Genomic DNA, 13,398 nt, shown 5'->3' on the forward strand with positions numbered 1-13,398 from the left:
TTCCAGTACCGGGTGTGAGGCTCGCTCGTCGAGCCGGGCCCCTCAAACCAAGTAGGAGGTAAACCGACGTGGAGATCAAGATCGGTATCCAGAACGTGGGTCGCGAGTTGTCGGTCAACGCGGATCTGACGGCCGAAGAGGTCGAGGCCGAGGTGGCACGGGCGCTGAGCTCCGGGACTCCCCTGGTCCTCAAGGACTCCAAGGGAACCACCACCGTGGTTCCTTCGGCCAGCATCGGCTACGTGGAGACCGGCACCGAAACCAAGCGCCACGTGGGTTTCACTCCGCTGCCGCAGAATTGATGCGGGCCGGCCGCGAGGCCGGCGACCGCGCCCGGTAAAGCACCGTCTCACGCTCGTGAGGCGGTGCTTTGCGCTGTGGGCGGTTACACTGGGAACCGTTGACAGGATGACCGGTCGTCGGATGAGACCGTAACGTTCACTTTTCGCTGGTCCGAGTTGGCCCGGAAGGGTTGCAAACGCAACACTCCGTGAGCCCCGGATCCGCATGTGTTTCACGATCGGCTTCCACTTCGCCGCGCGGCGGCCCCCGGCGTCTCGCCCCATCCCCTCACCGGGACGGTGACGAGTGCGCTGTAGTCGGGCCCCGCGATGTACCCGAAACTAAGGACCATCGTGACCGAAATTACCTTGACCACCGAGCCCAACGGCCCGGACACCGACGAGGCCGGAACCCAGGCCATCGAAACAGCAGAACCCGAAGTAACGCACACGTTCGCGGAGTTCGGCGTACGCCAGGACATCGTGGATGCACTGGCCGACCACGGCATCACCTCCCCCTTCCCCATCCAGTCCATGACCCTGCCCGTGGCGCTGTCCGGCCAGGACATCATCGGTCAGGCCAAGACCGGCACCGGTAAGACCCTGGGCTTCGGCATTCCCGCGTTGCAGCGTGTGATCGGCCGGGACGACGCCGGTTGGGACAAGCTTGCGTTCCCCGGGGCCCCGCAGGCCTTGATCGTGGTCCCCACCCGCGAGCTCGCCGTTCAGGTCGGCAACGACCTCGCCGTGGCCGCCAAGACCCGCAACGCCCGTGTGGCCACCATTTACGGTGGCCGCGCCTACGAGTCCCAGATCGAGGAGCTCAAGCGCGGCGTGGAGGTTGTCGTGGGCACCCCCGGACGCTTGATCGACCTCAACCGCCAGCGTTACCTGGACCTGAGCCACGTGGGCATGGTCGTGTTGGACGAGGCGGACGAGATGCTGGACCTCGGGTTCCTCCCGGACGTCGAGAAGCTGCTCAGCGCGGTTCCCGAGGTGCGCCAGACCATGCTGTTCTCGGCCACCATGCCGGGTCCCGTGGTGGCCATGGCCCGCCGCTACATGACCCGCCCCATGCACATCCGTGCCGCCGCTCCGGACGAGGGCAGCACCAAGAAGGACATCCGCCAGGTCATCTACCGCGCCCACCACCTGGACAAGGACGAGGTGGTCGCCCGCATCCTGCAGGCCGAGGGCCGCGGTCGTTCCATCATCTTCACCCGCACCAAGCGCGCCGCCGCCAAACTGGCCGACGAGCTGATCCACCGCGGTTTCGCCGCCGCCCCGCTGCATGGAGACCTGGGTCAGGGTGCCCGTGAGCAGGCGCTGCGCGCGTTCCGCAACAACAAGGTGGACGTGCTGGTCGCCACGGACGTGGCCGCCCGCGGCATTGACGTGGAAGACGTCACCCACGTGATCAATTTCCAGTGCCCCGAGGACGAGAAGACCTACCTGCACCGCACCGGCCGCACCGGCCGCGCGGGCAACAAGGGTACGGCCGTCACGTTCGTGGACTGGGACGACGTCCCCCGTTGGCGCTTGATCGACAAGGCCCTCGAGCTCGGCATCCCCGAGCCCGAGGAGACCTACTCGTCCTCCGAGCACCTGTACACCGATCTGAGCATCCCCCGGGGCACCAAGGGCCGGCTTCCCAAGGCCCGCCGTACCCACGAGGGCCTGGACGCCGAGACCCTCGAGGACCTGGGTGAGCCCGGCAAGAAGGCTCGAAGCCCCCGTGAGGGTTCGGGTTCACGACGCCGCGGCACCGACTCCCGCTCGTCCGGCGCCCGCCAGGGTGGCCGGGGCCGCGGTGGCCGTGATCGCGATGAGAACTCATCCGACTCACCCCGTCAGGCAGAGGACGACCAGCCCCGCGCGGAGCGTCAGAAGTCCGAACGAGAAAAGACCGTGGAGTCCACGGACGGGGGCCGCACGCGCCGTCGTCGTCGCCGTCGTCCGTCGTCTCAGAACCAGGGCCAAGGAAACGGCCGGCAGGGCGGCGCCCAGCAGGCGAGCCCCGCCGCCGAGTAGCGCGGTGTGTCGGTGAAGGACTCGTTCCGGTTCGATCCCCTCGGGGACAGCTGCATCATTGAGGGTGAGAACCTGGAGGTGCTCCGCGCTCTTCCGGACGAGGCCTTCACCGTGATCTACCTGGATCCACCCTTCAACACGGGGCGGGCCCAGGTGCGCCGGACCACCACCTCGATTCCCGTACCGGACGGGCAGGGTGATCGCGTGGGGTTCTCCGGCCGCTCGTACGAGACCGTCATGGGCCAGTTGCGCCGCTACGACGATTCGTTCGCGGATTATCTGGCGTTCCTGGAACCACGGTTGCTGGAGGCCCGAAGGCTGCTCACCCGTGACGGCACCCTGTACCTGCACCTGGATTACCGGGAAGTGCATTACGCCAAGATCATGCTGGACGCATTGTTCGGGCGCGCCAGTTTTCTCAACGAGATCATCTGGGCCTATGACTTCGGCGGTAAATCCACCCGGAAGTGGCCCTCCAAGCACGACACGATCCTGGTGTACGTCAAGGATCCCAAGAACTACCACTTCGATTCCGCCGAGGTGGACCGGGAGCCCTACATGGCGCCGGGGCTGGTCGGACCCGAGAAGGCCGCACGCGGCAAACTGCCCACGGATGTCTGGTGGCACACCATTGTCTCCCCCACCGGCAAGGAAAAAACCGGCTACCCCACTCAGAAACCCTTGGGCATTGTGCGGCGCATGATTGCGGCGTCCTCACGCCGCGGGGACTGGGTGCTGGATTTCTTCGCCGGTTCCGGAACCACGGGGGCCGCGGCCACGTTGCTCGGCCGCAAGTTCGTGTGCGTGGACGTGAACCCGGAGGCCGTGGAGGTCATGACGCAACGATTCCCGGGGACTGCGGTCCACACGCTTTGACGCGGCGGTCGCGCTCGCATCCGGTGTTCCCACGCCCGGTGTTCCCCCGGTCAGCACGGTCACCCGGCGCGGACCCGATCCGCGCGGACAACCTACGGCCAGCGCACCTTGATATCCGAGGTGGCTTGCTCGCTAATGCGGGTCAGCGATTGCACCGAGGTCGAATTCTCACCCAGAAGATTGGGTTTGCCCTTGCCGTGGTAGTCGCTGGAGCCGGTCACGATCAGGTCGTGATCGGCGGCCATCTGCATCAGGATGGCCCTCGTCTCGTCCGGGTTGTCCCGGTGGGCGACCTCCAGCCCGGCCAGCCCGGCGTCGATCATCGCGTGGAAATCTGCCTCGGTGGGAATCCGGCCGCGCGTGGGTGCCATGGGGTGGGCGCACACCGGAACACCCCCGGCGGCGCGGACGAGCTTGATGGCTTCCACCGGATCCATGGTCGTGTGCCGCACGTAGTACGGCGAGCGTCCGGAGAGAATGTCGAAAAACGCGGCGGAGCGGTTGGACACGATCCCCAGTTCCACCAGGGCGTCCGCGATGTGGGGGCGACCCACCGTGGCGTCCGCACCCATGTGGCGCTCAACGTCTCCCCACGTGATGTCGTAGTCCGCCGAGAGCAACTCGACCATGCGCCGAGCGCGGGTAAGGCGCCCGGTACGCGAGGACTCCAATGCCGTCAGCAGTGGCTCGTGGGTGGGATCGTGGAGGTAACTGAGCATGTGCACCGAGACCCCGTTGGACGTGGTGCACGTGATTTCCATCCCCGGGACAAAGGCCAGCCCCAGCGTCACGGCGGTGTCACCGGCTTCTTGCCACCCCGCAGTGGTGTCGTGGTCGGTCAACGCGAAAACGTCCAGACCGGCTGCCTTGGCCGAACGAGCGACGTCTGCGGGGGTCTCGGTTCCGTCCGAGGCAATGGAATGGGTGTGAAGGTCGATGCGCATCACTGGCAACGATACCCGCAGGCCCGCATTTGACCCGCGTGGCACCATGGAAGCAACGATTGCAGCGATTCAGCGCACCAAGGAGATGAACACGTTCATGAGCGCAAGCTCCCAACACGTAACCCCGTCCGCCGCGTCCCAGGACTCCGAGGAACAGCCCCTCGAACAGCGCGTGGACAACCGTTCGCAACGCCCGGACACCGAGGCCTTCCGTGCATTCATGGCCTCCGGCTGGGCCGCCCCGGAAACCACGAGCACCCCTCGTTCCGAGGTGGCCGAGTACGCCGCGGCCCGCCGGGCCAAGCTGTCCCGGTTGTTCCCGGGCGAGCGCCTGGTGATTCCCGCCGGCGCCCCCAAGGTGCGTTCCAATGACACCGACTACCGCTTCCGCCCGCACTCCGCGTTCGCCCACGTGACCGGCATGGGTGTGGACCACGAGCCCGAGGCCGTACTGGTCATGGAGCCCACCGAGGACGGCCGGGGAGACAACGGCAGTGGCCACGTGGCCACCCTGTATTTCCACCCGATGGCCGGCCGTGATTCGGACGAGTTCTACGCGGACGCCAAGAACGGTGAGTTCTGGGTGGGTCCGCGACCGACCCTGCGCCAGCTCTCCGAGGAGTTCGATCTGCCGGCCGAGGATCTCTCCGGCCTCGAGGATGCCGTCACGGTCAACGCCGGCAACGCCGCCCTGGGGGGTATGAGCATCCGCCTGGTGCGCGATGTGGACCTGAACATGGATGCCCTGGTGGACACCTCACGCCTGAATACCGGTGTGGACCTGGAACAGTCCGACGCCAAGGACGCCAAACTCACGGAGGCCCTGAGCGAACTGCGTCTCATCAAGGACGACTACGAGATCGGCCAGTTGCGCCGGGCCGTGGACGCCACCATTCGTGGTTTCGAGGACATTGTCGCGGTGCTTCCCCGAGCCATGGCTGGCGAGCGCGGCGAGCGCGTGGTCGAGGGAGCGTTCTTTTCCCGCGCCCGGTTGGAAGGCAACGATCTGGGCTACGACACCATTGCGGCGTCGGGCAACAACGCCACGGTGCTGCATTGGATCCGCAACAACGGGTCGATCAAGCCCGGCGAGATGATCCTGGTGGACGCGGGTGTGGAGGCCGAGTCGCTCTACACTGCGGACCTCACGCGCACCCTCCCGGTGGACGGCAGCTACACGGAGATCCAGCGCACGGTCTACCAGGCCGTCCTCGACGCCGCCAACGCCGCCTTCGAGACCGCCGTACCCGGCAACAAGTTTCGCGACGTCCACGCGGCCGCCATGAGGGTGCTCGCCCTGCGGCTCGAGGAATGGGGGCTGCTGCCGGTCTCGGCGGACGTGTCCCTGTCCGAGGCAGGCCAGCACCACCGCCGTTGGATGCCCCACGGCACCAGCCACCACCTGGGACTGGACGTTCACGACTGCGCACAGGCCAAGCGCGAGCTCTACCTGGATGCGGTGATCGAACCCGGCATGGTGTTCACGATCGAGCCCGGACTGTACTTCAAGGCCGAGGACCTCTCCATCCCCGAGCAATACAGGGGCATGGGCGTGCGCATCGAGGACGACGTGCTGATCACCGAGAACGGCAACGAAAACCTTTCCGAGGCCCTGCCCCGCTCCCCCGAGGACGTGGAGATCTGGATCCAGGGGATCTGGAGCCGCTCGGCCACCGCGTGAGCGACACGACAACGGCGGTGGGGCACTCTCGAAAGAGTGCCCCACCGCCGTTGTCATCCCCTGGCGCGAAGCGTCCGGCCACGAGTGCTGTGCGAGTTGTTACCGATCGGATGTTCGTTCAGCATCGGGAGAGTCCTGAGATGCGGGACGGTCCGTGGACCACGGTGCGTTGACCGCGGACGACCCCTGCTGCGGTTGCGGCTGGGCGGGTGCTTCCGGTTCGAGGCGGATGCCGTACTGCGGGCGGCCGTCCGGCAGGTCCGGGAACTTGGCGGAGCGGTTGGCGTCCTGGTGCTGCGGCGCTCCGCCGGCGGGCTGGCCCTGCTGCGCGGGTCCGTTCGGCCGGCTCTGTTGCTGCGGCGCTCCGCCCTGCGGCCCCGCAGGCCAGCCCTGCTGACCCTGCTGGGATCCCGGTTGCCCGCCGTGTGCTCCGGGGTATCCCCTGGGCGCGTTGGGATTTTGCGGCCCGGGTCGGCCCTGCTGTCCGTATTGGCCCTGCGGACCCCACTGCCCCTGGGGCGGTCCCCACTGGCCTCCTTGACCGTTGGGTCCCTGCTGCGGCTGGTTCCACCCGCCTTGCTGCGGGCGCGGTCCGGGGGCTTGAGCAAGGGGGAGCCCACCCAGCACGTTGCGGGCCTCACCGGCGACTTCCGGGGCGGCAATGACCTCGTAGCTGCCGGCCACGATGCGGTTGGTCGAGGTGAAGTCCCGCTTTCCGCGCTGCATTGCGTACGTGATGGTGGCCAGAAGCATCCAGAAAGCACCACCCATGATGATGGGCAACAGCAATGCCTGGGCCAGATCCATGCCGCCCAACAGCGACATCAACAAGCCGAAGAACGCACCGAACACCACGCCGTTGAGGGCGCCCTGCAGCGCCACCTTGGGATAGGACAGCCGACCGGTCACCTGCTCCACCGACTTGAGGTCACTGCCGATGATGGAGACCTTGGCGACCTCGAACTGTTGGTCCGCCAGGTAATCCACGGCCTTCTGCGCATCCGCGTAGCTCGTGTACCGGGCGATGGCTTCACCGCGGGGAATCTCGGCGGTGGCGGATAATGTCATGGGGCCTCTGGACGAATAGCTCATGCATTGTATTCTCGCGTAGTTTCCCAGGAGGCCGCAGGGAAACAGCTGAAACATCGCGACCGGTGAACATCCGGGGGCATGTCATGGGAATCTCAACGGCGCGAATGCTGCTCAACTGTCCCCGTTCATTAGGCTGGGACAGTGAGCACAAACCTCTCCAAAATTTTCGTGGCCCGGTTGATCGGCCTGGACGTCTTCGACCCGCTCGGTGACCGACTGGGTCGATTGCGTGACCTCGTGGTGCTCCTACGCACCGGGGGCCGCGGTCAAACCATGGCGCGCCCCATCGTGGTGGGCCTGGTGGTGGAGGTACTCGGAAAGAAACGCGTGTTCGTCCCCATGACGCGTGTGACCAGCATTGACGCGGACCAGGTCATTTGTACCGGCCTGGTGAACCTGCGCCGGTTCGAGCAGCGTGGCGCGGAGACCCTGGCGGTCGGCGAGCTCTTCGATCGCACCGTGGTGCTGCTGGACGGCTCCGGCACCGCGACCATCGAGGACATGGCCATGCAGCAGGTGGGCAACCGCGGTGACTGGCAGATCAGCCAGCTGTTCGTGCGCCGCTCCGTCACCACGGGAGGTTTGATCCGGCGCCGCGGAGAAACGATGATCGTGGACTGGGAGGACACGGATGATCCCTCGAACGCCGGTCACCAGCCGGCCACGCAGTGGATCTCCCAGCACGACGAGGACCAAGCCGCAGACATCGCGGACGAGCTGCGCGGGATGCCCGAGAAGCGCATGCTGGAGATCGCCGCGGAGCTGCAGGACGAGCGCCTCGCAGACGTGCTGGAAGAATTACCCGAGGAGCATCAGGTCTTCATCCTCACCAACCTGGGTAATGACCGCGCCGTCGCGCTGCTCGAGGAAATGGACCCCGACGACGCCGCCGATCTGCTCAACGAGCTGCCGCCCGAAGAAGCAGAGAAGTTCATCACCATGATGGAACCGGAGGACGCCGAGGACGTGCGTCGGCTGCGTACCTACGAGGAAGGCACCGCCGGCTCACTCATGACCCCGGTGCCCATTGTACTCTCGCCGGAAGCCACCGTGGCCGAGGCCCTGGCGCATATCCGTCAGGAGGAGATCATTCCCGCGGCCGCCTCCGCCGTACTGGTGTGCCGGCCCCCGTTGGAAACCCCCACCGGAAAGTACCTGGGACTGGTGCACACCCAACGACTGTTGCGCTATCCCCCGCCCGAGGCGATCGGTAACCTGATCGACCGATCGATCGAACCGGTCTCCGATCAGGCCTCACTCGAAGACGTGGCCCGGGAACTGGCCTCCTACGACCTCACCATCCTGCCGGTCGTCAATGACGCGAACCGGTTGGTGGGGGCAGTGACCATTGATGACGTGTTGGACGCGTTGCTGCCGGATGACTGGCGCACCTATGACGACGGCACCCCGATCCGGAAGGTGGGTAAGCGGTATGAGTGAACCCAAGCGCAATTTCTCGTCGCAATACTCCCCCGTGCCGTTGGACCAACCGCGGGAGCACCGCCGGAACTTCTTCCAGCGCGTCCGCCCCAATCCGGATTCTTTCGGGCAGTTGACCGAAACCTTTGCCCGCTGGATGGGCACCCCGCAGTTCCTCATGTGGATGTCGATCTTCGTGTTCGTGTGGCTGGGCTGGAACACGCTGGCACCCGAAAGCATGCAGTTCGACCCGCGCGCGCTCAACTACACCCTGCTGACGCTGATGTTGTCCCTGCAGGCCTCGTACGCCGCGCCCCTGCTGCTCCTGGCGCAGAACCGCCAGGACGACCGCGACCGGGTGGTGGCGGAGGAGGACCGCAAACGCGGGCAACAGAACCTCGCGGACACCGAGTACCTGACCCGGGAGATCGCCGCCCTGCGTATTGCGCTGCGCGAAGTGGCCACCCGGGACTACGTGCGCTCCGAACTGCGCTCCCTGCTCGAGGAGATCCTGGAGGCGCAGGAGAACACCAAGACCGAATCCGGCGAGTCCGACAAGGGCCCCAAGAAGGAGCCCGGTCAGGGCAAGAAGAAGTCCAAGAACCAGCCGCCCACCACGGCCGTACCCGTGGTCGCGCGGGCAACGGAGGGAAAGGATTCATGAGCGACTCCCCCATTGATCCCCGACTGCGCGGCGCCCTCGACAAGGTCATCGACCCGGAACTTCGCCGGCCGATCACCGAGCTGGGCATGGTCCAGTCCGCCCGCGTGGACGGTACCACGGCGCACGTCACCATTCTGCTGACCGTCTCCGGGTGCCCCATGCGCGGCACCATTGAAACGGACGTCACCGAGGCGCTGGGCGCCGTCGGCGGCGTCACGGACGTGTCCGTGGACGTGGGTGTCATGACCCCGGCCCAGCGTGAGGAACTGCAGGAGACGCTGGGCCACCGCAAGGCCAACCCGTTCGCCGATCCCCACAACCTCACCCGCGTGCACGCCGTGACCAGCGGCAAGGGCGGTGTGGGCAAATCGAGCGTGACCGTGAACATTGCGGCCGCGCTCGCCGCCATGGGCCGTACCGTGGGCATCGTGGACGCGGACATCCACGGGTTCTCGGTCCCGGGACTGCTCGGCATCACCCAGCCGCCCACGCGCGTGGGCGACATGATCCTGCCGCCGGTGGTCGAGGTCCCCGTCGATCTCACCACGCCCGCTGACGACGCCGCCCCCGGTGCCTCCCGGCGCCGGGCCGAGCGCGGGGTGATCAAGGTGATTTCCATCGGCATGTTCGTGGACCCTTCCCAGCCTGTCGCGTGGCGCGGGCCCATGCTGCACCGCGCCGTGGAGCAGTTCCTCACGGACGTCCACTTCGGCGATCTCGATCATTTGTTGCTGGACCTACCCCCCGGCACCGGCGACATTGCCATTTCGGTGGGCCAGTTGCTGCCCAACTCGGGAGTCCTGGTGGTCTCCACACCGCAGCACGCGGCCGTGACCGTGGCCGAACGCTCGGGCGCGCTGGCGCAGCAGACCGATCAGAAGGTCACGGGCGTGGTGGAGAACATGTCCGCCATGGTGCTCCCGGACGGAACCCGCATGGAAGTCTTCGGCTCGGGCGGCGGCGCAACCATTGCGGCGTCGTTGACCGAACGTTTGGGCTACGACGTGCCCCTGCTGGGCGAAATCCCGCTGGACGTCACCGTGCGCGAAGCCGCTGATCGCGGCGAACCCGCCGTGTGGGCCAACCCCGAGTCCCCGGCCGCCCGGCACCTGTGGGAGGTGGCCAGGGCCCTGGACGAGCTGGGCCGTGACCTGGCCGGTCGTAGCCTGGGCATCACCGTGCGGGGTTGACTCCGCTTACCGAGCCGAAGGACCCGGGCTCCGGCTGCTGTGCCGGAGCCCGGGTCCTTTCCCGTGGCCACTCACGTCCGCGAGCGGCTCAGGTGGCTTCCGTGTCGTACGGGGCGCGCTCCCCCGGCTCGAGGCGACGGGCCACCGGCACCGCGGGCGACGCCGCTTGGTACTCGGGTGTCTGCGGTTCGTCCTCTTCCATGAGCGCCTCGCGCACGATCACGCGAGGGTCGTACTGGCGCGGGTCGAGTTTGCGCCAGTCCACGTCCGTGAATTCGGGGCCCAGGGTTTCCCTGAGATCGTCTTTGGCGCCGGTCGCGTAACGTCTCAGGGACTTGATCATGTCCTTGAGTTTCTCGGCGTACTCGGGCAGCCGTTCGGGACCGATGACCACCAGGGCCACCACCAGGATGAGGATGGCTTCTCCGCCAGAAATGCCGAACACTAACTGAACCTACCAACGCCATCTGACGCGAACATGAACGCCGCGTTCATCCAATAATTTCCCGCAGCCCGTCAAGCACCGTGGTGCCGAATCCATCCTGTTCGGAACCCACCATCGTGACGCGGCCTCGTTCTTCCGCGGCTACAAGGGTAAGGGTACGCGACAGTGTGGACGGGGATGCGTCAGTCGTGACCGTGTACACGACGTCATCTCGAGCCATGACCGCCCGCCAGGGTTCCGAGCGGACAACCCACAACTGCGTGCCTTCCACGGCGGACTCATGCAGGCCCTCCGCACTCACCGGCAGACCCGTGGCACCGTCCACGGGGTTATTCGGATTCACCTCACCGCGTTGCTCGATGATCTCCACACTGTGCTGGTCGTTCACCAGCGTGATCACCACCATGGGCTGACCCGCGATCTCACCCTGGACCATGGATTCCACCTGGTAGCCCTCGGAGGCGAGGGACGGTAAGGTCCAGCCTTCGGCACGCAGGGACTGCGCATCCGTTTCCGTGGCGGTCTTGATCATCCCGTGGCTCCCGTTCCAGGCAGCGGCCGCCGGTGGTGTATTCACACCACCGGATGAGTTCAACTTGTTACCCACCGACCACCCGACCCCCACGAGCAGTGCGGTGGTGACGCACAGTGCCACGGTGGTCGCAAAAATCACCGTGCGACGATGCGGTGCCCGACGAGCCCGGGCGACGTTTCGATACAGCGAGCTCAGCGTGGTCTCCCCCTCCCGCAACATGTTGGTGGATCGTTGTAATGAGTCATTGGCTCGACGTTGTCATTCTGAGCGCTCAAGCTGACAGGGTTCTGGACGGTCGCGGGAAACTCTCCGGCCCCGGGTCCGGTCGAGCCGGCGCCCGCGATAAGCTGAACCAGCAATACCGCACCGGCACACCTACCGCGGGTCAGGACCACCAGGGAAGCAGCGAAGGGCACACTAACGTCCATGAGTACGGATAAGACCACCAGCTGGGCCTACTGCGAGGCTTATGCCACGGATGACGAAACCGCGTACCGTGCCCGGGAGCGCTCCCTCGCCCTCCGCCTGGACCCGGTCACCCCCGCCACGTCGGCGCTGCTGACGGTGTTGACGGCATCGGCGCGGCCGGCCACGGTGGTCGAAGTGGGTACCGGCGCGGGGGTTTCCGGGCTGTCCCTGCTGCGGGGAATGCCGGCCAACTCGGTGCTCACCACCATCGACACGGACATCCGCGCCTTGCGGGCGGCGCGTGACACGTTTCGCGAGGCCGGCTTCGAGACCAAACGGACCCGCACCATCTCCGGCGCTGCATCACTGGTCCTGCCTCGGTTGACCGAGAACTCTTACGACATGGTGTTCCTGGACGCAGACCGTGCCAACACCGCCGAATACGTGATCGAGGGTGCGCGTCTGCTGCGCCGCGGCGGCATGTTGGTCGTCAATGACGCCCTCCATCAGGACCGCGTGTCCCAGCCGGCCCACCGGGACGAAGAGACCGTGATCATGCGCGATGTAGTGCGCACCCTGCGTGGTGAGGACCGCTTGGCAAGCACTTTGCTGCCCACGGGCACCGGAGTGCTGTTGGCCGTACGGCGATGAACTGGCTGCCGGCGGCGCTTCGCCCGAAGCCCCTCGCGTTGGTGGGTCTCGGCGGCGCTACCGGGACATTGCTGCGCTGGGGCGTGGGCCACGCACTGCCCGGCCAACACGGGCTGCCCTGGGCCACTGTTCTGGTCAACCTGGCGGGCTCATTCGCGTTGGGTTTCCTCCTGGAAGTCCTGCTGCGGCGCAGCCCGGAGTCCGTTGCCGCCCGCGATCTCCGTCTGCTGTTGGGCACGGGTTTCCTGGGCGGGTTCACGACCTTCTCGACCTTCGCCATGGATCTCACGGGGCTGCTCACCGACGGGCGGGTGGATACCGCCTTGCTGTACGCCGGGTTGTCTCTGGTCGGTGGGACACTGGCTGCGGGTCTGGGCGTCCTGTTGGCGGCGCGGGGCCTCGTGGGTAGAAGAGCTTCTTGATGATGGCTCTGGTGCTGATGGCCTTGGGTGGCGCGGTCGGAGCCATGCTTCGCTTCGTGGTGGACGCCATGATCCGTCAGCTGTGGTCGGCTCGGTTTCCGGTCGCCACCCTGATCATCAACACCACCGGTTCTTTGGCCCTGGGTCTGATCACAGCCGGTGCCACCCCGGGGGGTGTGGACCCGGTGTGGTGTGCTGCGTTGGGCGTGGGACTGTGCGGTGGATTCACCACGTTCTCGACCGCCATGGTGGAAACCGTGCGGCTACTGGGTGAGCGTCGGGGGTTGGCCGGGCTCACGTACTTGCTGGGCAGCGCCGTCGTCTGTGTCATTGCCGCGGGTCTGGGGTCATGGCTCGGTACCGTGTGGTGGTCCTGACCCACCCGGGAAACCATCTGAGATGATGAGCGGCCCGCGGTTCATGGCGTCAAGGGACCCCATTCAGCAACGAAAAATCTCGAGGGGCCACGCCGCGGTGTGGCCCCTCGAGATTTCTTGACGGTACGGAACCGACCGTTACCCGGTCACCTTGGCAAGGCATTCGCGGAGCTCGGTGGCCTCGTCAGCCTTGAGTTCCACCACCAGGCGCCCGCCACCTTCCAGGGGGACCCGCATGATGAGGCTGCGCCCCTCCTTGGTGACTTCCATTGGTCCGTCACCGGTTCTAGGCTTCATGGCCGCCATGTATGAACTCCTCTTCGTGTGTACCTACGGCCTCCATCTTATCGAACACTGGCCGGCAACCGTGACCAACCCCACC

Annotated in this window: 15 protein-coding genes; 10 read left to right on the forward strand and 5 right to left on the reverse strand. The window is 66.4% G+C overall.

The features are described 5' to 3' along the window. Positions 1–68 precede the first annotated feature (68 nt). The 3 genes from ABEA06_RS12315 to ABEA06_RS12325 all read left to right on the forward strand — a co-directional run bounded on the left by ABEA06_RS12315 (position 69) and on the right by ABEA06_RS12325 (position 3,188). Positions 69–302, forward strand: coding sequence for a DUF3107 domain-containing protein (locus ABEA06_RS12315; RefSeq protein WP_303382201.1), 234 nt, complete (start codon positions 69–71; stop codon positions 300–302). 309 nt (positions 303–611) lie between these two features. Next, positions 612–2,312, forward strand: a complete 1,701-nt coding sequence (locus ABEA06_RS12320) for a DEAD/DEAH box helicase (RefSeq protein ID WP_396415716.1) — start codon at positions 612–614, stop codon at positions 2,310–2,312. A 6-nt stretch (positions 2,313–2,318) separates the two neighbouring features. Next, positions 2,319–3,188: a DNA-methyltransferase gene (locus tag ABEA06_RS12325; RefSeq protein ID WP_425559532.1), complete on the forward strand. Its 870-nt coding sequence runs from the start codon at positions 2,319–2,321 to the stop codon at positions 3,186–3,188. 92 nt (positions 3,189–3,280) lie between these two features. Here ABEA06_RS12325 and ABEA06_RS12330 read toward each other — a convergent pair whose 3' ends face one another. Then, a complete protein-coding gene (locus ABEA06_RS12330) occupies positions 3,281–4,132 on the reverse strand; it encodes a PHP domain-containing protein (protein ID WP_312396768.1) in 852 nt (283 codons plus the stop codon). A gap of 97 nt (positions 4,133–4,229) precedes the next feature. On the opposite strand from ABEA06_RS12330, the gene ABEA06_RS12335 reads away from it, so the two are divergent. Next, positions 4,230–5,813, forward strand: a complete 1,584-nt coding sequence (locus tag ABEA06_RS12335) for an aminopeptidase P family protein (protein ID WP_345311697.1) — start codon at positions 4,230–4,232, stop codon at positions 5,811–5,813. 99 nt (positions 5,814–5,912) lie between these two features. On the opposite strand, the gene ABEA06_RS12340 is transcribed toward ABEA06_RS12335, so the two are convergent. Next, positions 5,913–6,881, reverse strand: coding sequence for a YflT domain-containing protein (locus tag ABEA06_RS12340; RefSeq protein ID WP_345311659.1), 969 nt, complete (start codon positions 6,879–6,881; stop codon positions 5,913–5,915). Between the two features lie 165 nt (positions 6,882–7,046). Here ABEA06_RS12340 and ABEA06_RS12345 point away from each other — a divergent pair, with 165 nt between their 5' ends. From ABEA06_RS12345 to ABEA06_RS12355, 3 genes are read left to right on the forward strand one after another with little or no spacing between them, the layout of a single operon-like run. After that, positions 7,047–8,345, forward strand: coding sequence for a magnesium transporter MgtE N-terminal domain-containing protein (locus ABEA06_RS12345; RefSeq protein ID WP_303382740.1), 1,299 nt, complete (start codon positions 7,047–7,049; stop codon positions 8,343–8,345). Then, positions 8,338–8,988: a DUF1003 domain-containing protein gene (locus ABEA06_RS12350; RefSeq protein WP_303382739.1), complete on the forward strand. Its 651-nt coding sequence runs from the start codon at positions 8,338–8,340 to the stop codon at positions 8,986–8,988. The genes ABEA06_RS12345 and ABEA06_RS12350 overlap by 8 nt, the downstream gene beginning before the upstream one ends. Next, entirely contained in the window at positions 8,985–10,178 is a 1,194-nt protein-coding gene (locus ABEA06_RS12355) for an Mrp/NBP35 family ATP-binding protein (protein ID WP_345311660.1), read from the forward strand. Before ABEA06_RS12350 ends, ABEA06_RS12355 begins: the two co-directional genes overlap by 4 nt. 88 nt (positions 10,179–10,266) lie before the next feature. On the opposite strand, the gene ABEA06_RS12360 is transcribed toward ABEA06_RS12355, so the two are convergent. Next, positions 10,267–10,623, reverse strand: a complete 357-nt coding sequence (locus ABEA06_RS12360; RefSeq protein WP_303382737.1) for a twin-arginine translocase TatA/TatE family subunit — start codon at positions 10,621–10,623, stop codon at positions 10,267–10,269. Positions 10,624–10,669: 46 nt separating this feature from the next. Then, on the reverse strand, positions 10,670–11,296 hold the full coding sequence (locus ABEA06_RS12365; RefSeq protein ID WP_345311661.1) for a hypothetical protein: 627 nt from the start codon (positions 11,294–11,296) through the stop codon (positions 10,670–10,672). Between the two features lie 288 nt (positions 11,297–11,584). Between ABEA06_RS12365 and ABEA06_RS12370 the strand changes: the two genes are divergently transcribed. From ABEA06_RS12370 to crcB (ABEA06_RS12380), 3 genes are read left to right on the forward strand one after another with little or no spacing between them, the layout of a single operon-like run. Next, complete coding sequence (locus ABEA06_RS12370; RefSeq protein ID WP_303382735.1) at positions 11,585–12,217, forward strand: O-methyltransferase; 633 nt, start codon at positions 11,585–11,587, stop codon at positions 12,215–12,217. Further along, the gene (gene crcB / locus ABEA06_RS12375; RefSeq protein WP_345311662.1) at positions 12,214–12,639 is read left to right on the forward strand and encodes a fluoride efflux transporter CrcB; all 426 of its coding nucleotides are present in this window, start codon (positions 12,214–12,216) and stop codon (positions 12,637–12,639) included. The genes ABEA06_RS12370 and crcB (ABEA06_RS12375) overlap by 4 nt, the downstream gene beginning before the upstream one ends. Before the next feature lie 2 nt (positions 12,640–12,641). Next, a complete protein-coding gene (crcB, locus tag ABEA06_RS12380) occupies positions 12,642–13,016 on the forward strand; it encodes a fluoride efflux transporter CrcB (RefSeq protein ID WP_345311663.1) in 375 nt (124 codons plus the stop codon). A gap of 138 nt (positions 13,017–13,154) precedes the next feature. On the opposite strand, the gene ABEA06_RS12385 is transcribed toward crcB (ABEA06_RS12380), so the two are convergent. Next, on the reverse strand, positions 13,155–13,322 hold the full coding sequence (locus ABEA06_RS12385; protein ID WP_303382732.1) for a DUF3117 domain-containing protein: 168 nt from the start codon (positions 13,320–13,322) through the stop codon (positions 13,155–13,157). Positions 13,323–13,398: the final 76 nt, after the last annotated feature.

Origin of the sequence: Kocuria gwangalliensis (assembly GCF_039544365.1) — a bacterium.
GTDB classification, from domain to species: Bacteria; Actinomycetota; Actinomycetes; order Actinomycetales; family Micrococcaceae; genus Kocuria; species Kocuria gwangalliensis.